This is a genomic window from Anaerosoma tenue (genome assembly GCF_023161965.1).
Lineage (GTDB): Bacteria > Actinomycetota > Coriobacteriia > Anaerosomatales > Anaerosomataceae > Anaerosoma > Anaerosoma tenue.
Window position 1 is genome coordinate 359,279 of the sequence record NZ_JALNTY010000001.1, and the last position, 23,289, is coordinate 382,567.

The following is a 23,289-nucleotide window of genomic DNA, read 5'->3' on the forward strand; positions in this document are numbered from 1 at the left end:
AGAAGAAGCCTGCCGCCAAGACACGCGCTCAGGCTGCCGCTCCACAAAGCGTCCTCGACGCCGAGAGCCGTCACGAGATAGTCGGCATCGTCATGGGCGCATTCGCGATCGCGCTCGGCATCACCGTGTACACGAGCCCCTCGGGCATGATCCCCGCAACGATAGACACCCTGCTCAAAGCCGGTTTCGGCATCGGCGCCTACGTGATACCGGTGCTTGTCGTCCTGTGGGCGGCCACGTTCTTCATCACCACCCTCAAGGTCGATGAGGTCCGTGTGGGCCTGGGGCTCGGCTTGCTGCTGGTCGCCGTCCTGGGGATGGTCTCGGTGGGGAACGATCCCGCCACCCAGTGGGAGCAGGCCGTGGTTATCGAGAGCGGCGGCTATGTCGGAGGCGGCATCGCCTGGGCGCTCGTCGGTCTGCTCGGGGAGGCCATCGCCTACGTCGTGGCGGCGGCCCTCGCGCTCATCGGACTCGTCATCGCCGGCCTGTCCATCACGGAGGTGCTCGAGCGGGTCCGCGGGATCTTCACGTCCGCTGCCGACGAAGAGCCCGCACCGTTGCCCTCGGGCCGCCGGCGCGCGGCCAAGACGATGCCTCTCGAGGACTTCGAGGAGCAGCTCGAGATCCCCGAGCCGTCGCCGGCCGCGAAGTCACGGGCCTCCAAACGGGGGAGCGACCCCCAGGTCTCCAAGCCCACGCTCCCCACGCCATCCTCCCTCGCACCGCGCGCGCTCGAAGGCGTCGAACTTCCGTCGGCGGCGCTTCTGTCGCGCACACCGGAGAGCGCGGCCTCTCACAAGGCCTCGGAGAAGGAGCTCCGTCACACCGCGAGCCTGATCGAGCAGACCTTCGCGACCTTCGACATCCCCGCCAGGGTCGTCAACTGGATCCCGGGACCCACGGTCACCATGTTCGAGATGGAGATCGCCAAGGGGGTCAAGGTGAACCGCGTCACAGCGCTCGCCGACGACATCGCCCTCGCCCTTGCGGCCCCCACCATACGTATCCTTGCGCCCATCCCGGGCAAGAGCTACGTCGGCGTCGAGGTGCCCAACACCGGGCGCACGACCGTCACGCTCGGCGACGTCCTCCACAGCGGACTGATCGCGGACCCGCGCCCGCTCATGCTCGCGATCGGCAAGGACGTGGCCGGGGAGAACATCGCCGCGGACCTCGCCACCATGCCGCACCTCCTGATCGCCGGCTCCACGGGAACCGGCAAGTCGGTCTGCATCAACGCGCTCATCATGTCGATCCTCATGCGCGCCACGCCCGCGGAGGTACGACTCATCCTCATCGACCCCAAGCGCATCGAGCTGAACCTGTACAACGGCGTTCCGCATCTCTACGTTCCCGTTGTGACGGAGGCCAAGGAAGCCGCCTCGGCGCTGCACTGGGCGGTGGGGGAGATGGAGTCCCGTCTGAAGAAGCTGCAGAAGGCCGGGGTCCGGAACATCGCCCAGTACAACGCGGCGGTACGCGATGGCAAGGCCGAGGAAGGCACTACCGAACTCCCGTACCTGGTGATCATCATCGACGAGCTTGCCGACCTGATGATGGTCGCAGCCAAGGAAGTGGAAGACTCCATCTGCCGGATAGCGCAGCTCGCCCGTGCTGCGGGCATCCACCTCATCGTCGCCACTCAGCGGCCGTCCACGGACATCATCACCGGGCTCATCAAGACCAACATCACCAACAGGATCGCGTTCGCGGTCTCCTCGGGGATCGACAGCCGCGTCATCCTCGACCAGCCGGGCGCGGAGAAGCTCGTCGGCCTCGGCGACATGTTGTTCTCCACCCCGCAGTGGCCGAAGCCCAAGCGCATCCAGGGCGCGTTCGTCTCGGAAGCCGAGATCGGTGCGGTGGTCGACCACGTCAAGTCACAGGCGGAGCCCGACTACCATGAGGAGATCCTTCACCTCAAGGTCACGGGTCCGAGCGGCTCCCTCGAGAGCGGCGAGGACGACGACCCGCTGGTGTGGGAAGCAGCGGACATCGTCGTCACGAGCGGCATGGGCTCCACTTCACTCCTGCAGCGACGCCTGAAGGTCGGGTATGCTCGTGCCGGACGTATCATGGACATGCTCGAATCGAAAGGCATCGTCGGACAGCCCGACGGAAGCCGGCCTCGAGAGGTCCTGGTCGACATTGGCGAGCTCGAGGCTCTCAAGCACTTTGAGCGTGAGGAGCGCGAGGATGGCGTGTAGGGGTCGCGACCGCGAGAGAGGGTGGCTCTATGCCTGTCGGTAAGAAGCTCGCGGCCGAGCGACGGTCTCAGGGCAAGACGACGCACGACATCGTCATGACCACTCGCATCATGGCTCGCAAGATCGACGCCCTTGAGAACGGGCGCTGGGATGACCTGCCTGCGGAGCCGTATGTGAAAGGCTACATCCAGAACTACGCCCAGGCCCTTGGCCTCGACGCCAAGCCGTTCCTCGAGGAGTACGCGCGGGACATCGGGGCGGAACGCGCCGAGCCCGACCAGCCCGTCGTCGCCGAGGGTTCGGCGCCCGTCGACGATACCGGCTCTCTCAAGCGCATCCCGGAGCGGACCCTTGTACCGCACCGTCGCGACATGCATGCGATCCCCGGCAGGACCCTGGCGATCGTGGCGGTCGCCGCCGTCATCGTCATCCTTCTGCTCTGGGGCATCGCAGCCCTGGCCGGACGGGACGACACGCCACCGCCGATCGCACCCGAGACGACTGCGACCCCGACGGCACCCGGAGTATCCACCGAGACCACAACTCCCGGTGCGGGCGTCACGACACCGCCCGAGGGTTCGTTCACCCTCGCTGTCGTGGTCACGCCAGGGGACTCGTCGTGGGTCCGCGTGCTGGTGGACGGGCTGCTCGCGTACGAAGGCACGATGCCCGGAGGCGAATCGAAAGAATGGACCGTTTCCACGTCGGCAGTGGTGCGCGCCGGCAAGCCTGACGCCGTCACGATCACCCGCGACGGCGTCCCGGTGGAGATGCCCGATTCAGGCGATGAGATCGCGGAGTTGACCCTCAGCGCCTCCGAGTAGCAGGCGCTCGATCGATAGGAGTCCCCATGGCGAAAGACCAGAGTTTCGACGTCGTGTCACAGGTGGACCTGCAGGAGGTGGACAACGCCGTCCAGCAGGCCGTCAAGGAGATCAGCCAGCGCTACGACCTGAAGGACAGCGGTGCGACGATCGCGTTCGACCGTTCAGCCTCGGCCATCACGATCGCCGCCCCGAGCGACTTCGTCCTCGGCCAGGTGAGGGACGTGCTCGCCACCAAGCTCGTGCGGCGGTCCATCGACCTCAAGGCTGTCGACTGGGGAAAGGCCGAGGCGTCGTCGGGAGGCACGTCCCGGATGACGGGCTCTATCGTGAACGGCATCGACCAGGAGATCGGACGGCGTATCAACAAGGACGTCCGTGACCAGAAGCTCAAGGTGAAGGTGCAGATCGAGGGGGACAAGGTGCGCGTGTCCTCCCCGAGCCGCGACGCGCTGCAGTCGGTCATCGCGTTCCTCAAGGAACAGGACTACGGCATACCCCTCCAGTTCGTGAACTATCGCTAGGCGTATGGTGGCCGACACACCGTCCATAGCGTTCGTGACGTTCGGGTGTCCCAAGAACGAGGTGGACTCCGATCGGATGGCGGCGGCCGTCGATGGCTCCGCATTGGCTCTCACCGACGACGTGGCCACCGCCGACATCGTCGTCCTGAACACATGCGCCTTCATCCAGCCCGCGGTGGAGGAGTCGATCGCCGGCTTCTTCGACCTGCACACCGGCTGGCGTACGGAACGTCCCGGGCGTCGGATCGTCGTGGCCGGCTGTCTGCCGTCGCGCTACGGCACCGATCTCGCCGAAGCGATGCCCGAGGCCGACGCGTTCGTACCGGTCGACCAAGAGCACCGGCTGCTCGAGACGCTGGGCGCCCTCCTTGATATCGCGGCGGGATCCACCGGGGCGAGGGCTCGCCTGGCCCCCGGACCCACCGCGTACCTTAAGGTGAGCGAGGGTTGCGACCGCCATTGCGCGTACTGCACCATTCCCTCGATCCGGGGCCCGTTCGTCTCGGACACCCCCGACGCGATCGTCGCCGAGGCGCGTTGGCTCATCGAACATGGCGCCCGCGAGATCGTGCTGGTCGGTCAGGACATCGCATCGTACGGCGTGGACCTGTCCGGCGACAGCGACCTCTCGTCGCTCCTGCGCCGACTCGACGCCATCGACGGGCACTTCCGCATCCGGCTCATGTACGTCCAGCCCGACGGGGTCACGGACGCCCTCCTCGAGACGATCGCGTCGTCACGCCACATCTGCCACTATCTCGACATCCCCGTCCAACACGCTTCGGAAGCCGTCCTCCGTCGTATGGGGCGCCCCGGGGACCCCGGCACGCTCCGTGCGCTTCTCGACCGGATACGTGCGGCCCTGCCCGATGTCGTGCTACGCACCACGGTCATGGCCGGCTTCCCCGGTGAGACCGACGACGACGCAGCGATGCTCGAGGAGTTCGTCCGCGATGCGCGGTTCGACTACGCCGGGGTCTTCGTGTTCTCGCCTGAAGACGGCACCCGTGCCGCACGCCTTCCGGGCCAGGTACCCACAGAGATCGCCGAGGAGCGCGCGCAGCGGCTGCGGGACATCGCCGACGAGACCGGCATCGAGCGCGCCGCCGGGAGGGTGGGGGAGACGTACACCGTCCTCGTCGAGGGTCCCGACGAAGATGGTGACCTGTACGGTCGTACCTGCGGGCAGGCGCCCGAGGTCGATGGCGTCACGTTCATCGAGGCCGACGTGGCGCCGGGCACGTTCGTGGACCTGCTCGTCACCGGCTCGGCAGGCTACGATCTCATCGGAGAGGTGCCGTGATGCGCGACATCAACCTCGCCAACCGGATCACGATCCTCCGGATGGTCTTCATCCCGGTGTTCCTCGTGGTGCTCCTGGGCGAGCTGCCCAGCGGGATCGTCGCGCCCTCGTGGTGGCTCGTCGCCCAACCGTGGCTCGCCGCGCTGATCTTCGCGATTCTCGCCGCCACGGATGCTGTTGACGGGCACATCGCCCGTTCCCGGAACGAGATCACCACCTTCGGCAAGTTCATCGACCCGCTCGCCGACAAGCTGCTCGTCACGGCGGCTCTCGTGGCGCTGGTGGATCTCGAACGGCTGCCCTCGTGGATCGCCCTCGTCATCATCAGCAGGGAGCTTGTGGTGAGCGGACTGCGCATGGTCGCGGTCGCGGAAGGGCGAGTGATAGCGGCATCCTCGCACGGCAAGGTGAAGACGGTCCTGCAGGTCGTGGCGATCGTATGCTTCCTGCTGAAGGACTCGGCGCTCCTGCAGGACCTCCTAGGCAGCACCGGCCAACAGCTGTTCGGAACCGTCTCCTGGGTCATCATGGGGGCGGCCATCGTGATGACGGTCATCTCGATGATCGACTACTTCTACCACGCCCGCGACATCCTCACCGGGCCGTGGGAGCGGGAGGGATGATCATGGCGGGTCTCGAGACCGCGGCAGTGGTCACCGTGGGCACCGAGCTCACAACGGGACACCGGCTGGACACGAACGGCGCCGAGGTCGCGCTCGCACTGGCACACGCGGGCTACATCGTGAGCGAGATGGTCTCCGTACCCGACGACCGTGACATGATCGCCACGGCCCTGAGCGACCTGATAGCGCGCAGGACGCTCGTTGTGGTCACGGGTGGCCTCGGACCCACCCACGACGATGTCACCCGCGAGGCGGCCGCACACGTCGTTGGACGGGCCCTCCTGCGTGACGCGCGTATCGAAGAGGAGCTCGTCGCCCGCATCTCACCTCACAGGGAGCCTTCATCCGCCGTATCGCTGCTCCACCAGGCGGACATCATCGAGGGCGCGGTCGTGCTACCCGCGACGACCGGCACCGCGCCCGGACAGATCGTCGATCACGACGGACACACGCTCGTCCTGCTCCCCGGGCCACCGCATGAGATGCGCCCCATGCTCCGGGTCGCGCTTGCCGGACGTGTCGCCTCGGCCCCGCCGGTCACGCTCCGGTGCGTGGGCATCACGGAATCAGACGCCGGTCATCGCGTGCTGCCGCAACTCGAGCGCTATCCCGGCGTCGATCTCACGCTGCTCGGAGGGCCGGGGACGGTCGACGTCATCCTCGTGTCCACCACGGGAGATCCCGGACCGCTTGAGGACGCCCGCGCCGCCGCGGAGCAGGCGCTGGCGGACACGTGCTTCTCAACGGACGGCTCCACGCTCGCGGAGACGGTCGTCAGGCTGGCGACCACCCGTTCGGCCGTCGTCGCCACCGCGGAGTCATGCACCGGAGGACTGGTCGCTTCGGCCATCACCGATGTCCCCGGGTCCTCGGTGATGTACACCGGCTCGGTCGTCGCATACGCCAACGACGCCAAGACCGCGCTGCTCGGCGTGGATCCCGGGCTCCTGGCCGCGCACGGCGCCGTCTCAGCCGAGGTGGCTGCCGCCATGGCCGAGGGAGCGCTCCGGCTCCCCGGCGCCACCGTGGCCGTCGCCACGACGGGCGTCGCGGGTCCCACCGGAGGCAGCATCGAACGGCCCACGGGCACCGTGTGGTTCGCGCTCGCCGCAACGGGAGCCGCCACTCACACTGAGGTGCATCGCTACGGTGGAGACCGCGGGATGGTCCGTCAGCGGGCGCGTACGACCGCGCTCGATCTTCTGCGTCGCACGCTCCTGGAGTCATGACGTGCCGCGTGCGTTCTTCGCCATAGCGTTGCCAGAGCCCGCACGAAACGCACTCATCCTCGCCCGAGACACGATCCTCGATTCCGATCCGTCGTGGGCAGGCGAGAAGTGGGTCCAGCCTGCGAACCTCCACATCACGACGCTCTTCCTCGGCGAGATGACGGAGAACGGTCTGCGTGATGCGGCCGATGCCGCCCGCAGGGCCCTGGCGGACATGACGCCGTACCTTGTGTCGATCGACAGTGTGCGAGCGACGCCCTCGTTGCGGGCCGCCTCCATGCTCTGGGCGACGCCCTCGACGGCGAGCGACCCTACCGCCGGACTCGCGTCGCTTCTCGCGTCGGCCTGCACGTCATGCCGGCCGCCCGCACGACACCGTGGCTTCACCACCCACGTGACCCTCTGCCGCACACGCGAGCGAAGACGCATCTCCGCTGAGGCCATCGACGCAGCCGCCTCACAGCTCCGTTCACAGGGTGACTCCGCCAGCGTGTCAGTGGCGGCGGTTACGCTGTTCACGTCCACGCTCACCAAGCGGGGGCCGATCTACGACCAGTACGCTGTCATACCCCTGGCCGGTTGATTGACATCGAACACGTGTTCGTGTACGTTCGATGCAGCCTTCAGGGGGTCGCACGAGCCGGATAAGGAGCAGGCACCGATGGAACAGGACAAGAGCAAAGTCCTCGATCTCACACGCGAGCAGATCGAGCGCAAGTTCGGCAAAGGTTCTCTGATGCGGCTGGGAGAGGATGCAGCCACTCAGCAGGTGGCCTCGATCCCCACGGGTTCGCTGGCCCTGGACGCCGCTCTCGGCATCGGCGGCGTTCCGCGTGGCCGCATCGTCGAGATCTACGGTCCCGAGTCCTCGGGCAAGACCACTCTCGCGCTCCAGATCGTCGCCGAGGCGCAGCGGACCGGCGGCGTCGCCGCGTTCGTAGACGCTGAGCACGCGCTGGACCCGTCGTATGCCGCACGCCTGGGCGTCGATATCGACGACCTTCTCATCTCGCAGCCCGACACCGGTGAGCAGGCTCTTGAGATCACCGACATGCTCGTGCGATCCGGCGCCATCGACGTGATCGTGGTCGACTCGGTCGCGGCGCTCGTTCCCAGAGCGGAGCTCGAGGGGGAGATGGGTGACGTCACCGTAGGCCTGCAGGCCCGTCTCATGAGCCAGGCGATGCGCAAGCTCGCAGGCTCGCTCAACAAGTCGCAAACGACCTGCATCTTCATCAACCAGTTGCGCGAGAAGGTCGGCGTCATGTTCGGCAGCCCTGAGACGACCTCCGGCGGACGAGCATTGAAGTTCTATGCCTCCATCCGCATCGACATCCGTCGCATCGACTCGATCAAGCAGGGAACGGATCTCGTGGGCAACCGGGTCCGCGCCAAGGTGGTCAAGAACAAGGTCGCGCCTCCGTTCAGGCAGGCCGAGTTCGACATCATGTACGGTCAGGGGATCTCCAAGGAGGGAAGCCTGCTCGACCTGGGCGTCGAGGAGGGCATCGTCCAGAAGTCAGGTGCCTGGTACAACTACGGTGAAGAACGTCTCGGCCAGGGCCGTGAAGCGGCTAAGGATTTCCTGCGAGAGCACATCGATCTCCGGGACACCATCGACAAGCAGATCCGCGAGAAGCTCGGTCTCACCTCGCGCAATGGAAAGACCGCAGAACAGAAGCCCGACGAGGCCGCCGGCAAGAAGAGCGAAACGGCAGCCAAGAAGACCGGCGCGTAGATCCCTCATGGAGCACGGCGAGGTAACGGCGATCACCTCGCGCCGTGGCTCAAAGCGGCGCGAGGTGCACGTGAGCGGCGATCAGTGGGCCATCATGCCCGCCGCAATCGTCAAGGCGCTCGGACTACAGGTGGGTGACACCATCGCCCTCGATGAGGTGCTCGTCCGCCGTCTCGAGATCGAGCCTCAGCATGCCCGTGAGCGCGCATTCCGGCTGCTGGCGTATCGAGAACGTAGCACTACGGAGATGGCTGACCGGTTGACGGACGACGGGTATCTGCAGTCTATCGTCGCCGACACCGTCTCGTGGCTCACGGATACAGGCTTGCTCGATGATGAGCGCTTCGCTGAGCAGATGGCGCGCACCATGATCATCCTACGGGGGTTCGGACGACAGCGCGCACTTCGTGAGCTGCGCCGATTCGGTATCGTCGACGACTGCGCAGCGCGCGCGCTCGATGCGGTAGCGCCTGCGGAGGGGGAGGACGAGCGTGCATTCGAGATGGCACGCCGTCTGTCCCGTCCCTCGGATTCTGTGGACCGGCTTGCCGCGCGTCTCGTTCGCCGAGGGTTCTCCACCTCGGATGCGCTCAAAGCCGCCAGGTCATGCGTGTCGCCCTCCGGGACCGCCGAACCGGAGGATGCCTGCTGAGCATCCCGTTATCCCTGCTCAGGCGGTGCGTCTCTCTTGACGTGACATAGCCCTCCCGAGTACGATTGCCACGGCAAATGCGATCGAGACGCTCCGATAGACGTCGGGCGTGTCGTGTGGTTCTTCAGTGAGATGAAGTCGGCACCGCCTCGAAAGGGGTCGGTGCACGTATCGTATCCATAGACGAACCGAACTCTATCGTATCTGCCGGGCGGTCGTGCCCGGCGCTCCGGTTCCAAGGGTAGGGGTATACCCTCCGGGCACCAGGTGCACCGTTCGTTCGCCAACAAGACGATGGACAACGCACCGATACCCGGAAGGGAGGGCACGCCCGATGGGACCCGTCATCTATGCACTTCTCGGACTCGTCATCGGCGTCGTCCTCGGCATAGTCATCAACCGCTTCATCATCGCCGGCAAGACCACCCGCGCTCGCGAAGCCGCGGAACGGCTCCTCGCCGATGCAGAGAAGCAGGCCGAGACGACCCGCAAGGAGATGCTCCTCGAGGCGAAGGATGAGATCCTCCGCCTCAAAGGCCAGGCAGAAGAAGAGGCCAAGGAGCGGCGCAAGGAGCTCGGCGCGCTCGAGAACAGACTCCTACAGCGCGAGGAGTCCCTCGACCGACGCACCGACTCGCTCGACAAGCGTGAACACCAGATGTCGAGCCAGGCGGGACAGATCATCAAGAGGGAGAAGGAGCTCGAAGACGCCATCGCCGATGAGAAGGCGCGGCTCGAGTCGCTCGCTGGAATGACGACAGAGGAAGCCAAGTCGGTGCTCCTTGAGCGCGTCAGGCAGGACGTGTCGCATGATTCGGCCATGATCGTCCGCGAGGCCGAACAGCGCGCCCGTGAGGAAGCCGACCGCAAGGCCCGCAACATCATCGGGATCGCTATCGGTCGTGTCGCCGCCGATCACACCGCCGAGTCGACCGTCTCGGTCGTCCACATCCCGTCGGACGACCTCAAAGGCCGCATCATCGGTCGCGAGGGTCGCAACATCCGCGCGTTCGAACAGCTCACCGGGATCAACCTCATCATCGACGACACCCCTGAGGCGGTCATCCTCTCGAGCTTCGATCCTGTGCGGCGCGAGGTAGGACGCATCACGCTGGAGAACCTCATCGCCGACGGCCGGATCCACCCGGCGCGGATCGAAGAGATGTTCAAGAAGGCAGAGCAGCTCGTGGACCAGCAGGTGTTCGAGGCTGGAGAGCAGGCGGTGTTCGACACCGGCGTGCACAACCTCCACCACGACATCGTGCGCACCCTCGGCCGGCTCCGCTATCGCACGAGCTACGGCCAGAACGTCCTCAACCATTCGCTCGAGGTCGCATACCTGTCAGGCGTCATGGCGGCTGAACTCGGACTCGATCCCGCGCTCGCAAAGCGCGCCGGTCTTCTCCATGACCTTGGCAAGGCCATCGACCACGAGATCGAGGGCCCGCACGCCGTCATCGGCGCCGACCTCGCCCGTAGGCTTGGCGAGAACAAAGAGGTAGTCCACTGTATCGAGGCTCACCACGGGGACGTCGAACCCCAGACCGTGGAAGCCGTCATCGTTCAGGCGGCGGACGCCATTTCCGCCGCCCGCCCCGGCGCTCGGCGCGAGACGCTCGAGAGCTACATCAAGCGTCTCGAGAAGCTGGAGTCGCTCGCCGAGTCCCACAAGGGCGTGGAGAAGTCCTACGCCATGCAGGCTGGTCGCGAGATCCGTGTCATGGTCAAGCCCGAGGATGTATCCGATGCCGACTCCACGCTCATGGCGCGCGACATCGCCAAGCAGATCGAGGAGGAGTTGCAGTACCCGGGCCAGATCAAGGTCATGGTCATCCGTGAAAGCCGGGCAGTGGAATACGCCAAGTGACACCCGACTGGACAGACCGAACGGACGTCCAGGAGTACGTGAAGGGACCGCATGCGGTCCCTTCACTCTTGAGAAGGAAGGCCTGCCGTGGCACCCTTGGTGAGCGATGAGCGAACATGACCCTCTGATAGATTTCGTCACTAACGTGTCGGGCGATGGCTACCTCAAGGTCGAGGAGAGCCTCGGTGACGGCTACGTTCGCCTCCGGGTACCCGAGGCTGAACGGCGTCAAGCGAAGCACGATATCCGAAGCGTAGAGGACATCGTCGTCGAGCTTCTCCGAAACGCACGCGATGCCCACGCCCAGCGGATATTCGTCGCCACCACACGAGAAGGCTCCACCCGCACCCTGACGATGATCGATGATGGTGTGGGTATCCCGCCAGCGCTGCAGGACACCGTCTTCGAACCGCGGGTCACGTCCAAGCTGGAGACCATGGTGATGGACCGATGGGGAGTCCACGGGCGCGGAATGGCGCTCTACTCCGTCCGATCCAACGTAGTGAGTGCCCGGGTCGCATGCTCGTCGCCGCACAAGGGCGCGTCCATCTCCGTCATCACCGATTCCGAGCGGCTCACCGAGCGCGCCGATCAGTCCACATGGCCCACGGTCGAGCCCGACGAATCCGGGAGACTCCATGTTGGGCGCGGGCCGCACAACATCATCAGGCGGCTCGTGGAGTTCGCGTGCGAGCACCCCGAACTCGAGATCTACCTCGGCACTCCCACAGAGATCCTGGCCACCCTGCACTCCCTTGGGCGGATGCAACTGGACATAGCGGACCTGATGTTCTGCGAGGACCTGGAGCGCCTGGTGGTCTGGCAGCGCCCCGCGGCGTGTTCCGATGCAGCGGAGCTCACCGCCATCGCGGACACGATCGGGCTGACGGTATCCGAGCGGACGGCGCACCGTGTCCTGGCAGGGGAACTCGCCCCGCTCGAGCCGATACTTGCGACGCTCGCGGTGGCCGACGAGCCCGAGAAGTCCTCTGCGCCGGACATCTACCGTGACCGCCGCTCGCTCCGCCTTCACCACGATGACCTCGTCGCATTCCGTGCGGAGCTCACCCGCGCCTTCGACGTGATCGCCGAGCGTTACTACGTCAGCCTGAGAGGCGAACCGCGCATCACCGTGGGACGCGACTCCGTGAACGTGCGGTTTCCGATAGAGAAAGAAGACTGACGGTCCGGGCTCCCTGGGGATGACACCACGGGGATTCTTCCGGCTACGCCTATGCGGTATACTCCAGTCACACACGGCCCGCGGCGGCCGCGCAGCCGAATCAGACCATAAGACGCACCAGTGACCACACAAGCGATCGTAGACTCTATCCGCAGCACGGGAGGCGCCGTGGAGGTTCTCAAGGTATCCACCAAGTCGAGTCCCAACTCTGTTGCCGGCGCGCTCGCCGGCGTTATCCGCGAGCAGGGTTCAGTGGAGATCCAGACCGTGGGGGCCGGCGCGCTCAATCAGGCCGTCAAGGCCATAGCGATCGCCCGGGGCTTCGTGGCTCCAATGGGGCTCGATCTGATCTGCACACCAGCCTTCGCCGATATCGAGATCAACGGCGAAGAGCGTACCGCTATCCGCCTCCTTGTGGAGCCCCGGCAGCCCCACCATCTGTAGGACCGTATGCCCAAGCCGGATCTCCACCTCCACTCGACCTTCTCCGACGGACTGCTCGCGCCCGAGGAGATCGTTGCGCTGGCGATTCAAGCCCATCTGCCGGCGATCGCCATCACCGACCACGACTGCATCGACGGCGTCGAACCTGCGCAGTCCGCTGCGGCCGGCACGGGTCTGCTGGTCATACCAGCGGTAGAGCTGTCGGCTACCCACGGCGGCCGCTCGCTGCACATACTCGGCTACCACATCGACATCACGTCAAAGCGGCTCCGTGCACGGCTGGCAGACCTCCGTTCGGCCAGACTTGAGCGTGCTCGCAGTATCGTCGACGCCCTTCGTGCCGACGGCTACGAACTCGATCCCGACGACATATTGCGGCCTTCCAGCGAAGGCGCGGTCGGCAGGGCGCACATCGCCCGACGGCTCGTCGAACAAGGTGTCGCCCGCGACATGGACGACGCCTTCCGCCGTTTTCTCGCCGACGATGCGCCGTACTACGTGCCCAAGCCGTCCACTCCTGCGGAGGCTGCCATCTCCTGGGTGATCGAGTCGGGAGGCGTTCCCGTCCTGGCGCACCCGGGACTCAGCCGGGTGGACGACCTCATCCCCGCACTGGTAGACCACGGACTCGCGGGACTGGAGGCGTACCACGCGTCCCACGATCCCGGCACGGCGACACGCTACGTTGAGATGGCCGAGCGGTACGGCCTCATCGTCACCGGCGGCTCCGACTTCCACGGATCCGAGCGCGAGGGTGGGCCCATCGGCTCCTCGGGCGCTCCGGATGATGCGATCCGCCGTCTCGAGGCGGCCAGCATCCGGCGGGAGGGGTCGCGATGAGCCGCTACATCATCCACACGTTCGGATGCCAGATGAACAAGCACGATTCCGAGCGGATGGCGGGCCTGCTGGAAGCCGCGGGCCACGTTCGCGCGCCCTCCAACGATGAGGCCGATATCATCGTCTTCAACACCTGCGCGGTCCGGGAGACCGCCGACGACCGCCTCTACGGGCAGGTGGCGTCGCTGAAGGCGCTCAAGACAGGGGGCCGCCCGGACGTCCTCATCGCGGTGGGCGGCTGCGTCGGACAACGGGATGGCGAGCGCATGCTGCGCGAGCTTCCCCATGTCGATGTCGTGTTCGGCACGCACACCATCCACGAGCTGCCATCGCTGCTCGACGCCGCCGCCTCGGGTCGTCCGCTCGCCAGTGTCGCCGAGGAGACCGACCGCTTCGCAAGCGATCTGCCTTCCGTACGCGAACACCGGTGGCACGCCTGGGTGCCGATCACCGTGGGGTGCGACAACCATTGCTCGTACTGCATCGTGCCGTACGTCCGTGGCCCTGAGCGGAGCCGCCGCTTCGAGGACGTCGTGACAGAGGTCGCGTCACTCGCTGCGGACGGCGTCGTCGAGATCACCTTGCTCGGACAGAACGTCAACTCGTACGGGCGTGACCGCTATGGCTCGCCGCGTTTCGCACAACTGCTCCATGCGGTCGCCGACACGGGCATGCAACGGATCCGATTCGCCACCAGCCACCCGAAGGACCTCTCCAGCGAGACCATCGAGGCCTTCGCTTCGATCCCGTCACTCATGCCGTACCTGCACCTGCCGGTGCAACACGGCTCCAACCGGATACTCGCGGCGATGAACCGAGGCTACACCAGAGAGCAGTACCTCGAGCGCATCGACCGCCTCAGGGACGTGGTCCCCGGGATCGCGTTGTCAACGGACATCATCGTGGGCTTCCCCGGCGAGACGGATGACGACTTCGAGCAGACGCTCGACCTGGTAGAGCGTGTGGCATACGACCATGCGTTCACGTTCATCTACTCACCGCGTGAGGGAACACCGGCTGCGGTGCTCACCGATGCTGTGCCCCGCGACGTCGCACAGTCCCGTTTCGACCGTCTGGCCACATCGGTGCGGTCGCTGTCCCTCGCGTCGAACGAGCGCGCAGTGGGTGAGGCCGTCGATTGCCTGGTGGAGGGGCCATCGCGTCGTGACCCGCGCGTGCTCTCGGCGCGAACACCTCACAACCGGCTGATCCACGTGCCGCTACCAGTAGGGGAGACCGCCGCAGAACACGCGGGTTCGGTGGCACGGATCCTCATCACCGGAGCCCATCCCTGGTTCCTCACAGGCGAATTCGCGGCGCCTCCCGTTTAGGCATCTCTCGCTCGCGGGAATGCACGTGACAGCCAGGAGGTGATGACCATGCACGGATCCGTTCTCGGTATCATCGCTCCTCACCCGCCGATCATGGTCGCCGAGGTGGGGAAGGACCGGGCGCGCGTCACGGCGGAATCGTCCGACGCGATGGCGGCTGCCGCCCGGCTGCTCGCCGCATTCGCGCCCGACACCATCGTGCTGATGTCTCCCCATGCGCCTGCGGCACGCGATGCGTTCCTGATCGATACGTCTGACGGGCTTGCGGGGGACCTCGGGCAGTTCGGCGCGTCACAGGTCCGGCTCGCGCCCCCCGGAGACCCGCAGTTCGCCCTGGCGATCATCGACACCGCCACGGAGGCCGGCATCCCCGTCGCTCCACGCTCCTCAAGTCCGCTGCTGGAGCCGGGCGCGCTGGATCACGGGTCGCTGGTCCCTCTCAGCTTCCTCGACCGGGCGGGTGAGTACCCGCTCGTGGTCCTCTCCTTGTCCTTCCTGCCGCTGTCCACCCACCGCACGCTGGGGAGGGCTGTCCGTGACGCCGCCGACCGCCTCGGACGGCGCGTCGCATTCCTGGCAAGCGGCGACTGCAGTCACCGGCTGACACGCGAGGCTCCCGCAGGCTTCTCGCCGAGGGGTGCAGAGTTCGACCGCGAGTTGTTGGATCTGCTTGAGGCGGGTGACTTCGAAGGACTCATGCATATCGAAGGAGACCTCATCGACGCAGCCGGTGAGTGCGGACTCCGTTCGTTCGTGACCCTCGGCGGTTTCCTTGAGGGAAGCGGGTTCCGCACGCGCGTCCTTGCGTACGAGGGCCCCTGGGGCGTGGGCTACACCACGGCCGTGGCGGCGTCGCCCGATCTTCTCGCGCTTCTCGACACCGCGGAGACATCGGAGAGTCCGCATCCGAGCGCGCCCGTGGCGCTCGCACGGCGGACGATCGAGACTTTCCTCCGAGAGCACAGGATCATATCTCCACCCGAGCCTGAGGGATTGCTGCAGGAGCGTCGGGGGGCGTTCGTGAGCTTGCACCGCCATGGCGAGCTCCGCGGCTGTATCGGCACGATCGCGCCCACGACCCCCTCGCTTGCCGAGGAGATCGTGCACAACGCTATCCAGGCTGCCACGGCGGATCCCCGGTTCCCCCCGATGACCGCCGACGAATTAGACGACCTCGAGATATCCGTTGACGTCCTGGGTACGCCTGAACCAGCATCGATGGACTACCTGGACCCGTCGATCTACGGCGTGATCGTCTCGGCAGACTGGCGCCGTGGCCTGCTGCTTCCCGACCTGGACGGCGTGGACACCGCCGAACAGCAAGTGGCCATCGCCCGGCAGAAGGCGGGCATCGGGCCTGACGAGCGGATCACGATCGAGCGCTTCCGCGTGGACAGGTACCACTGAGCATGGGAAGCCCCCGTGTCGTCGCGATCGTAGGGCCCACAGCCGTCGGCAAGAGCGCCGTGGCTGAGTCGGTGGCTGTCGCGCTCGGCGGCGAGATCGTCAGCGCCGACTCGATGCAGATCTACCGCGGTCTCGACATCGGCACCGCGAAGACCCCTGCCGCTGAGCGACGCGTCCGATACCACTGCATCGATCTCGTCGAGCCGGGACAGCCGTACTCCGCTGCCCTCTTCCAGAGAGACGCGCGTGCAGCGATCGACGGGATCCTCGCGCGTGGCTCCACACCGGTCGTCGTCGGCGGCACAGGGCTCTACGTGCGCGCCGCGCTCGATGCCATGGACTTCCCCGCGGGCGAGACCGGCACGCCTCTCAGGGCGCACCTTGAGGAGAGGGCCCGTACAGGGCAGGGACAGGCGATGCACGCTGAGCTCGCCACCCTGGACCCGGAGTCGGCTGCGCTCATCCACCCCAACAACACACGCCGCGTGATACGGGCCCTCGAGATGCTGCACGAGGGTCGTCCCTATGCACGGCAGGCGCGCGACTTCCGCCGAAGACAGTCACACTACCCGGACACCCTTTACTTCGGCCTGACTCTCGACCGCGCGACTCTCTACGAGCGTATCGACGCCCGGGTCGACGACATGCTGTCCAAAGGCCTTCTCGACGAGATCGGCTCGCTCGTCGCCGCAGGCCTGGGGGACGCCCTCACCTCCTCGCAGGCCATCGGCTACAAGGAGCTCGTCCCCGTCGTGACGGGCGGATCTGATATCGCAACGGCCGTCGTACGCGTCAAGCAGGCCACACGGAGGTACGCCAAGCGTCAGCTCACCTGGTTCCGGGCCGACCCGAGGATCGAGTGGGTGGATGTGGACGGCATGACCGCGCTCGAGACGGCCCAGCGCATCCTCCACCTGATAGAATCATCGGGAGCCCAGACCCAGGGAGGATCCACGTGAAGATCGACTTCACCAAGATGAACGGCCTCGGCAACGACTTCGTGATGATCGACGATCGGGACGAGGCGCTTGATTTCGCCCCGGAGGCGGTAGCCTGGTTCTGCGACCGGCACTTCGGAGTAGGCGCTGACGGGCTGATCCTCGTACGGCCATCCACCACGCCGGAAGCCGACTGGTACATGCACTACTACAACGCCGACGGCTCCCTTGCCGAGATGTGCGGCAACGGGGCCCGCTGTTTCGCCAAGTATCTCGTGGATCATGGACTGGTCCCGCACGACGCCTCGGCGCTGACCATCGAGACGTTGGGCGGCCTCAAGCCGGTCACCTTCACCCGCGATGACAACGGCATGCTCGACAGCGCCACGGTCGACATGGGCAAACCACTCTTCTCACCCGAGGAGATCCCCGCCGCCTTCGAGGGCACCCAGGTCTACGACTGTCCCGTCGAGACCCCGTACGGCACCGTTCACGTCACCGGCGTGAACATGGGCAATCCCCACGTCGTGATCTGGGTGGATGACGTCGAGACCGCACCGGTGGATACGGTTGGGCCATACCTCGAGCGGCACGAGCGCTTCCCCAATGGCACGAACGTCGAGTTCGCCCAGCTCGTCGACAACGAGACCGTGCGTATGCGTGTCTGGGAACGAGGCGTGGGGGAGACCCTCGCATGCGGCACCGGAGCGTGCGCGGTGGCGGTGGCGGCGACGCTCTCCTGCCGCACCGGCCGTGACAGCACCGTCCAGCTCCCCGGAGGCGACCTCCTGATCCGGTGGCACGAGAACGACCACGTCTACATGACCGGCTCGGCGGCCGTCTCGTTCACCGGTACCGTCGAGCTTCCGGAGGAGGAGTAGGGGGCCCTGTACGCACCGCCGGCGCGCCCCCGCTGGTCTGCTACGATGTCCGAAGCCGGCACGCTGCCGGCGCCCCGGCTTCCCTAAGGAGATGACGCACGTTGAGGATCGCACGCCGCATGGCCGACCTTCCGCCGTACCTGTTCGCAGAGATCGACCGCAAGAAGGCCCTGAAGGAGGCGGAGGGCGTCGACGTCATCTCGCTCGGCATAGGCGACCCCGACCTGCCCACACCGCAGCGCATCATCGATGCCATGGCCACGGCGATCACCGACCCGAAGAACCACCAGTATCCTGCGTACGCCGGATCTCGCCCGTACCGCGCAGCCTGCGCTGAGTGGATGCAGCGGCGGTTCGGCGTGCAGTTCGACCCCGATGCCGAGGTGCTCGCGCTCATCGGATCCAAGGAAGGCATCGCCCATCTCTTCCCCGCGTTCGTGGATCCCGGCGACTACACGCTGGTCCCCGGTGTGGGCTACCCGGTCTACACCACGGGTGGCGTCCTGGTGGGCGGCAAGACGCACTACATGCCCATGAACGAGGAGAACGACTGGCTCGCCGACTTCGAATCGACGCCGGAGGACGTGCTGTCCAGGGCGAAGATGATGTTTATCAGCTACCCCAACAACCCCGCCGCAGTCGCCGCACCCGTGGAGTACTTTGATCGTGCGATCGCGTTCGCCAAGAAGCACGACCTGCTGCTCGTCCACGACAACGCGTACTCGGAGATCGGCTTCGACGGCTACCTGCCGCCGAGCATCATGGAGCGCCCCGGCGCCCGCGACGTGGCGATCGAGCTATTCAGCTGCTCTAAGTCGTACAACATGACCGGCTGGCGTATCGCGTTCGCCTGTGGCAACGCCGAGGCGATCACGACGCTGGGCACCGTGAAGAGCAACATCGACTCCGGCGCCTTCACCGCGATCCAGGATGCCGCCATCGAAGCCATGCTCGGGCCTCAGGACGATGTGGCCGAGATGCGAGCTGTCTACCAGCGCCGCCGGGATCAGGTCCTTGCCGCGCTCGAGACGATCGGACTGTCAGCGCGCCCGTCAGCCGGCACCATCTACGTCTGGGCGCGTATCCCGAAAGGGTACACCTCGGCCGAGTACGCCGGACTCGTGCTCGACAAGGCCGGCGTCATCGTCCCTGCCGGTAGCGCATACGGCCCGGACGGCGAGGGCTACATCCGCATCTCCCTGGCCACGCCCGACGACCGGTTGGCGGAAGCGCTGCAGCGCATGGCCGACAGCCTGTAAGGAGCGCCGCCTCAGCATGGCGCGAGACCTGTACGAGGTCGTAGGAGACGCGGAAGAGCGCGCGGTCCTGGTGGGCATCGACCGGGCCCGGTCCGACGGCTGGACACTCGACGACGACCTCGCCGAGCTGCGCCGGTTGGTGGACACGGCCGGAGCCGTCGTGGCCGGAGTGGTCACCCAGCGCATGGACCGTCCCAATCCGCGCACGTTCATCGGCAGCGGCAAGGCCGAGGAGGTCGAGCGGCTTGCGCGCGAAGCGGGCGCCACGATGGTGGTGTTCGACGATGACCTCAGCCCGAGCCAGCAAGCCAACCTCGAGGGGTTGTTGCCGCAGGTGCGGGTGATCGACCGGACCCAGTTGATCCTCGACATCTTCGCCCTGCACGCGGTGAGCCACGAAGGGAAGCTCCAGGTCGAGCTGGCCCGGCTCGAGTACGTGTTACCCCGGCTCCGTGGCATGTGGGGACACCTCGAGGCTGAGCGACTCGGCGGCGGACGCGGCGCCCGATTCGGCGCCGGCGAGTCGCAGCTGGAGTCAGACCGTCGACTCACCCGCAAGAGGATCTCCGAACTCAAGCGGGAGCTCAAGCATGTGGCCCGCGCACGCGCGACGCAACGCGCCTCACGGGCGCGCTCAGGTGTCTTCCGCATCGCTCTCGTCGGCTACACCAACGCGGGCAAGTCGACGCTCCTCAACGCGCTCACCGATGCGGGCGTCCTCGCGCAAGACCAGCTGTTCGCCACACTCGATGCGACCACACGGCGTCTCGACCTCCCCGATGGTCGCACCGTCACGCTTACAGACACGGTCGGCTTCATCAACAAGCTTCCCCACGGCCTCGTAGAGGCGTTCAAGTCCACGCTAGACGAGGTCCGGGAGGCCGACCTGTTGCTCCACGTGGTGGATGCCTCCCACGCCAACCGTGATGCGCAGATGGCCGCCGTGAAGGTCGTTCTTCAGGAGATCGGCGCCTCGGGAAGACCGCAGCTCGTGGTGTACAACAAATGCGACCTGTTACCCGCAGGAGAATGTGAACGCCTCTCAAGCGCGCCGGGCGCCGTCGTGGTCTCCGGCGCCACCGGTATGGGGCTGGAGACGCTCCTCGAGCGTATGGCCACGATCGCCGCACAGGGCGATGTGCCACTCACGGTGACGCTTCCCTACGACAGGGGCGATCTCGTCCGGGTAGCCCATGAGCATGGCCATATACTCTCCGAGGAACACTTGCCCGAGGGCACTCGTCTGACCGTGGTGCTCACGGACGAGATCCGTGGACGCTTCTCCGAGTACCTCCCGGTCCATGAGCCCGAACCGGAGGACTGGGAGACCTGACGCAAGCGCGGCGCTGACTCTTCAGATCCGACGGAAGAGAGCGACGACCTTGCCCAGGACCGCGAGATCGACGTGTTCGTCAACGTAGATCGGGTCCATCGTCGGATTCTCCGGCTGCAGCCGGACACGGCCGTCTTCACGGAAGAAGCGCTTCACGGTCGCATCTTCGTCGATCATGGCCACGACGATGTCGCCGTTGGTGGCGGTCGACTGCTGCCGCACCACCACGAAATCTCCGTCGAGGATGCCTGCTTCGATCATGCTCTCTCCCTTGACCCTGAGCACGAACGTCTCCTCGCCGGCGAACGAGGCGGGGAGGGGGAGTGTCGCCTCGATGTTCTCAGCGGCGAGTATCGGTGACCCGGCTGCGACCTGCCCCACGAGCGGAACGGCCTGGACGCTGTCGTAGTCGATCGCGCGCTCGTTGTCACGGTAGTCGAGCACCTCCAGCGCACGCGGCTTCGACGGATCCCGGCGGATCAACCCCTTCGACTCCAGAGCGGCCAGATGCGAGTGAACGGTCGATGATGATGACAACCCGACAGCTTCACCGATCTCCCGCACGGAAGGGGGGAACCCACGTCGATGGATGTCTGCACGTATGAAGTCGAGTATCTGGCGCTGGCGCACCGTAAGCTCGCGCTTGTAGACCATCGCTCTTCCCTTCGACCGTGAGTGATGCGGGTCCGACACGAGTGTACGCCAACGACCAGGCGTGGTGCAAACACATGTTCGTATTCACACTTGCGCACCGAACACCTGTTCGTCTATCATCGGAGTCACGAACACATGTTCGTACGGCCTTCTTCGATGTCAGACCCGTCAGTTACGGTCACATCGGACAGTCGCCGAGGAGGAGCCGATGGAGGCAGTGATGGTAGGGCGCACCGGCCGAGCACACGATGACACGGCATGCAGGCGGACGCAGACTGTACGCCGAAGTGGACACGTGTCCACGATCGACCCGCTCATGGTGCGTCGCGTCACGCGAGTGGCGTTCGTCCTGCTCCTCGCTGCTGCCGCCATCGTCGTGGCCATCTCCCACGCGTACCAGCCTGAGCATCCGACACCTGCCGCCTGGTCATCAGTCACCGTTGCTGAGGGATCCTCGCTCTGGGACATCGCTTCAGCCAACCCGGTGCCCGGCCTCAGCACCCGTGAGACGATGGCCCTCATCCGTGAAACCAACGGACTCAGGTCTTCCGCCCTGATGGCCGGGCTGGTACTCCGTGTGCCGTCAACGAGCGATCCGCATCTCGCCATGGCCGCGCGGTGACGCTACTGCGCTGAGCGATTGTTTCAGGCGCCCCTGAGCGCCTCCTCCGTCTGTCGCGCGGAGACCGTGCGCAACCTGCGAAAGATGCATTGTCGCCCCATATCTTGTGTGCTAGGCTTCATCCAGGCCAAGATGTGGGGGACACGCCGATGAAGTGCCCTTTCTGCGGACACAGCGAGACAAAGGTCGTGGACTCTCGGGATTCAGAGTCCCAAGACGCCATCCGACGTCGGCGCGAATGTCTCGAGTGTGCTAAGCGGTTCACCACCTACGAACGGCGCGAAGAGATGCCTCTCATGGTGGTGAAGAAGGACGGTTCTACCGAGCCGTTCGACCGGGGGAAGCTGTTGCGGGGGCTGATAGTGGCAACAGCCAAACGGCCGGTCACCCCTGCTGTGCTTGAGGAACTCATCGACGACATCGAGTCGGAGCTGCACAACGCGATGCAGTACGAGATCCCTGCCAAGCGACTCGGAGACATGGTCCTCATGCGCCTCCTCGACCTGGACAAAGTGGCGTACATCCGTTTCGCATCGGTGTACAAGGAGTTCAACGACCTCGACAGCTTCACCTCCGAGTTGACGCGCCTCGGCGGCAGGAAGCGACGCTCCGGGGGCTCTGACTAGTTGGAGGACCTGCTTGTGGAAGTGAAGCTCTTCGTTCGCGAGGACTGTCCTGAGTGCCCTGCCGCCCGCCGCGCATGCAACGGGTTCGCGAATCTCTCCATCTACGATCTCTCCGAGCCCTCCGGCTTCGCCGCCGCGTCCGCCATGAACGTCGATGTGGCGCCCTCGGTCCTCGTGCTCGACTCGTCGGGCTCCGAGGTGGCGGCATGGCGCGGCACGGTGCCTGAGGCGTCCGACATCCGAGCAGTGCTGGCCAACTGATCCGATGGCTGCCATCACCGTTCCCATCAAGCGCCTCGATCCCGGACTGCCGCTCCCGGTCTACGCACATCGGGGGGATGCCGGCGTAGATCTCTACGCGACACAAGACCGCACCATCGCACCTTTCGAACGCGCGTTGATCGGAACGGGCATCGCAGTAGCCATCCCTGAGGGTCATGCCGGCTTCGTCCAGCCCCGAAGCGGCCTCGCACTCCGACACGGGCTCTCCTTCGTGAACACCCCGGGGCTCATCGACAGCAGGTACCGCGGCGAGATCAAGGTCATCGCCATCAACTTGGATCCATCGGAGCCCATCGAGGTCTCTCGTGGCGACAAGATCGCCCAGCTCGTCATCCAGCCCGTCGAGCATGTCACGTTCGCAGAGACCGATGAACTCGACACCACCGAGCGAGGGGAGCGCGGTTTTGGCAGCTCCGGTGTCTGAAGGTCTCACCCTCTGTTCGCGGCATGACCGTCGCCGACGCATGGCGCCCGACGGTGTGCATCCACAGAAGCGGATCACCCCCGGGACGACGAGAG

General features: G+C 65.9%; 24 protein-coding genes. 23 read left to right on the forward strand and 1 reads right to left on the reverse strand.

Translation table 11 applies throughout. From position 1 onward, the window contains the following. The first annotated feature begins 146 nt into the window (after window positions 1–146). From MSB02_RS01765 to hflX, 19 genes are all read left to right on the forward strand, one after another. Window positions 147–2,210 carry a DNA translocase FtsK gene (locus MSB02_RS01765; RefSeq protein ID WP_407653145.1) on the forward strand — a complete coding sequence of 688 codons (2,064 nt, stop codon included), beginning with the start codon at window positions 147–149 and terminating at the stop codon, window positions 2,208–2,210. Window positions 2,211–2,239: 29 nt separating this feature from the next. Further along, window positions 2,240–3,034 (forward strand): helix-turn-helix domain-containing protein, encoded by a 795-nt coding sequence (locus MSB02_RS01770; protein WP_267193497.1) that lies wholly within the window; start codon window positions 2,240–2,242, stop codon window positions 3,032–3,034. A 26-nt stretch (window positions 3,035–3,060) separates the two neighbouring features. Further along, window positions 3,061–3,558, forward strand: coding sequence for a YajQ family cyclic di-GMP-binding protein (locus tag MSB02_RS01775; RefSeq protein WP_267193498.1), 498 nt, complete (start codon window positions 3,061–3,063; stop codon window positions 3,556–3,558). Between the two features lie 7 nt (window positions 3,559–3,565). Further along, complete coding sequence (gene rimO / locus MSB02_RS01780; protein WP_267193499.1) at window positions 3,566–4,861, forward strand: 30S ribosomal protein S12 methylthiotransferase RimO; 1,296 nt, start codon at window positions 3,566–3,568, stop codon at window positions 4,859–4,861. Continuing rightward, window positions 4,861–5,484, forward strand: a complete 624-nt coding sequence (gene pgsA / locus MSB02_RS01785; protein WP_267193500.1) for a CDP-diacylglycerol--glycerol-3-phosphate 3-phosphatidyltransferase — start codon at window positions 4,861–4,863, stop codon at window positions 5,482–5,484. The genes rimO and pgsA overlap by 1 nt, the downstream gene beginning before the upstream one ends. Window positions 5,485–5,486: 2 nt before the next feature. Next, window positions 5,487–6,713, forward strand: coding sequence for a nicotinamide-nucleotide amidohydrolase family protein (locus tag MSB02_RS01790; RefSeq protein ID WP_267193501.1), 1,227 nt, complete (start codon window positions 5,487–5,489; stop codon window positions 6,711–6,713). Window position 6,714: 1 nt separating this feature from the next. Then, a complete protein-coding gene (thpR, locus tag MSB02_RS01795) occupies window positions 6,715–7,296 on the forward strand; it encodes an RNA 2',3'-cyclic phosphodiesterase (RefSeq protein WP_267193502.1) in 582 nt (193 codons plus the stop codon). A 78-nt stretch (window positions 7,297–7,374) separates the two neighbouring features. Next, entirely contained in the window at window positions 7,375–8,451 is a 1,077-nt protein-coding gene (recA, locus tag MSB02_RS01800; RefSeq protein WP_267193503.1) for a recombinase RecA, read from the forward strand. A 70-nt stretch (window positions 8,452–8,521) separates the two neighbouring features. After that, window positions 8,522–9,103, forward strand: coding sequence for a regulatory protein RecX (locus MSB02_RS01805; protein ID WP_267193504.1), 582 nt, complete (start codon window positions 8,522–8,524; stop codon window positions 9,101–9,103). A 334-nt stretch (window positions 9,104–9,437) separates the two neighbouring features. Then, the gene (gene rny / locus MSB02_RS01810) at window positions 9,438–10,970 is read left to right on the forward strand and encodes a ribonuclease Y (RefSeq protein ID WP_267193505.1); all 1,533 of its coding nucleotides are present in this window, start codon (window positions 9,438–9,440) and stop codon (window positions 10,968–10,970) included. 106 nt (window positions 10,971–11,076) lie between these two features. Continuing rightward, window positions 11,077–12,153, forward strand: a complete 1,077-nt coding sequence (locus tag MSB02_RS01815; protein WP_267193506.1) for an ATP-binding protein — start codon at window positions 11,077–11,079, stop codon at window positions 12,151–12,153. Window positions 12,154–12,321: 168 nt separating this feature from the next. After that, a complete protein-coding gene (locus MSB02_RS01820; protein WP_267193507.1) occupies window positions 12,322–12,597 on the forward strand; it encodes a stage V sporulation protein S in 276 nt (91 codons plus the stop codon). Between the two features lie 6 nt (window positions 12,598–12,603). After that, window positions 12,604–13,437, forward strand: coding sequence for a PHP domain-containing protein (locus MSB02_RS01825; protein WP_267193508.1), 834 nt, complete (start codon window positions 12,604–12,606; stop codon window positions 13,435–13,437). Beyond that, complete coding sequence (gene miaB, locus MSB02_RS01830; protein WP_267193509.1) at window positions 13,434–14,768, forward strand: tRNA (N6-isopentenyl adenosine(37)-C2)-methylthiotransferase MiaB; 1,335 nt, start codon at window positions 13,434–13,436, stop codon at window positions 14,766–14,768. The genes MSB02_RS01825 and miaB overlap by 4 nt, the downstream gene beginning before the upstream one ends. A gap of 48 nt (window positions 14,769–14,816) precedes the next feature. Beyond that, on the forward strand, window positions 14,817–16,175 hold the full coding sequence (gene amrA / locus MSB02_RS01835; RefSeq protein ID WP_267193510.1) for an AmmeMemoRadiSam system protein A: 1,359 nt from the start codon (window positions 14,817–14,819) through the stop codon (window positions 16,173–16,175). Between the two features lie 2 nt (window positions 16,176–16,177). Then, window positions 16,178–17,134 carry a tRNA (adenosine(37)-N6)-dimethylallyltransferase MiaA gene (miaA, locus tag MSB02_RS01840; RefSeq protein WP_267193511.1) on the forward strand — a complete coding sequence of 319 codons (957 nt, stop codon included), beginning with the start codon at window positions 16,178–16,180 and terminating at the stop codon, window positions 17,132–17,134. After that, complete coding sequence (gene dapF / locus MSB02_RS01845; protein WP_323748479.1) at window positions 17,131–17,994, forward strand: diaminopimelate epimerase; 864 nt, start codon at window positions 17,131–17,133, stop codon at window positions 17,992–17,994. Before miaA ends, dapF begins: the two co-directional genes overlap by 4 nt. 101 nt (window positions 17,995–18,095) lie before the next feature. Continuing rightward, entirely contained in the window at window positions 18,096–19,253 is a 1,158-nt protein-coding gene (locus tag MSB02_RS01850; RefSeq protein ID WP_267193512.1) for an LL-diaminopimelate aminotransferase, read from the forward strand. A gap of 16 nt (window positions 19,254–19,269) precedes the next feature. Continuing rightward, window positions 19,270–20,586, forward strand: coding sequence for a GTPase HflX (gene hflX, locus MSB02_RS01855; protein ID WP_267193513.1), 1,317 nt, complete (start codon window positions 19,270–19,272; stop codon window positions 20,584–20,586). 21 nt (window positions 20,587–20,607) lie between these two features. Here the strand turns inward: hflX and lexA are convergent, their stop codons facing one another. Continuing rightward, complete coding sequence (gene lexA / locus MSB02_RS01860) at window positions 20,608–21,240, reverse strand: transcriptional repressor LexA (RefSeq protein WP_267193514.1); 633 nt, start codon at window positions 21,238–21,240, stop codon at window positions 20,608–20,610. Window positions 21,241–21,535: 295 nt separating this feature from the next. Here lexA and MSB02_RS01865 point away from each other — a divergent pair, with 295 nt between their 5' ends. The 4 genes from MSB02_RS01865 (at window position 21,536) to dut (ending at window position 23,194) form a co-directional block, all read left to right on the forward strand. Further along, the gene (locus MSB02_RS01865; protein ID WP_267193515.1) at window positions 21,536–21,862 is read left to right on the forward strand and encodes a LysM peptidoglycan-binding domain-containing protein; all 327 of its coding nucleotides are present in this window, start codon (window positions 21,536–21,538) and stop codon (window positions 21,860–21,862) included. Window positions 21,863–22,011: 149 nt separating this feature from the next. Then, window positions 22,012–22,488 carry a transcriptional regulator NrdR gene (gene nrdR, locus MSB02_RS01870; protein ID WP_267193516.1) on the forward strand — a complete coding sequence of 159 codons (477 nt, stop codon included), beginning with the start codon at window positions 22,012–22,014 and terminating at the stop codon, window positions 22,486–22,488. Window positions 22,489–22,503: 15 nt separating this feature from the next. Next, window positions 22,504–22,749 carry a hypothetical protein gene (locus MSB02_RS01875; protein ID WP_267193517.1) on the forward strand — a complete coding sequence of 82 codons (246 nt, stop codon included), beginning with the start codon at window positions 22,504–22,506 and terminating at the stop codon, window positions 22,747–22,749. Between the two features lie 4 nt (window positions 22,750–22,753). Then, window positions 22,754–23,194, forward strand: a complete 441-nt coding sequence (dut, locus tag MSB02_RS01880; protein ID WP_267193518.1) for a dUTP diphosphatase — start codon at window positions 22,754–22,756, stop codon at window positions 23,192–23,194. The last annotated feature ends 95 nt before the right edge of the window (window positions 23,195–23,289 follow it).

Coding starts and splice junctions, on each gene's coding strand:
- amrA (WP_267193510.1), top strand. CDS start 14,817: ATGCACGGATCCGTTCTCGGTATCATCGCTCCTCACCCGCCGATCATG.
- pgsA (WP_267193500.1), top strand. CDS start 4,861: ATGCGCGACATCAACCTCGCCAACCGGATCACGATCCTCCGGATGGTC.
- MSB02_RS01790 (WP_267193501.1), top strand. CDS start 5,487: ATGGCGGGTCTCGAGACCGCGGCAGTGGTCACCGTGGGCACCGAGCTC.
- MSB02_RS01775 (WP_267193498.1), top strand. CDS start 3,061: ATGGCGAAAGACCAGAGTTTCGACGTCGTGTCACAGGTGGACCTGCAG.
- MSB02_RS01770 (WP_267193497.1), top strand. CDS start 2,240: ATGCCTGTCGGTAAGAAGCTCGCGGCCGAGCGACGGTCTCAGGGCAAG.
- miaA (WP_267193511.1), top strand. CDS start 16,178: ATGGGAAGCCCCCGTGTCGTCGCGATCGTAGGGCCCACAGCCGTCGGC.
- miaB (WP_267193509.1), top strand. CDS start 13,434: ATGAGCCGCTACATCATCCACACGTTCGGATGCCAGATGAACAAGCAC.
- nrdR (WP_267193516.1), top strand. CDS start 22,012: ATGAAGTGCCCTTTCTGCGGACACAGCGAGACAAAGGTCGTGGACTCT.
- dut (WP_267193518.1), top strand. CDS start 22,754: ATGGCTGCCATCACCGTTCCCATCAAGCGCCTCGATCCCGGACTGCCG.
- lexA (WP_267193514.1), bottom strand. CDS start 21,240: ATGGTCTACAAGCGCGAGCTTACGGTGCGCCAGCGCCAGATACTCGAC.
- recA (WP_267193503.1), top strand. CDS start 7,375: ATGGAACAGGACAAGAGCAAAGTCCTCGATCTCACACGCGAGCAGATC.
- MSB02_RS01815 (WP_267193506.1), top strand. CDS start 11,077: ATGAGCGAACATGACCCTCTGATAGATTTCGTCACTAACGTGTCGGGC.
- MSB02_RS01825 (WP_267193508.1), top strand. CDS start 12,604: ATGCCCAAGCCGGATCTCCACCTCCACTCGACCTTCTCCGACGGACTG.
- hflX (WP_267193513.1), top strand. CDS start 19,270: ATGGCGCGAGACCTGTACGAGGTCGTAGGAGACGCGGAAGAGCGCGCG.
- MSB02_RS01765 (WP_407653145.1), top strand. CDS start 147: ATGATCCCCGCAACGATAGACACCCTGCTCAAAGCCGGTTTCGGCATC.
- rny (WP_267193505.1), top strand. CDS start 9,438: ATGGGACCCGTCATCTATGCACTTCTCGGACTCGTCATCGGCGTCGTC.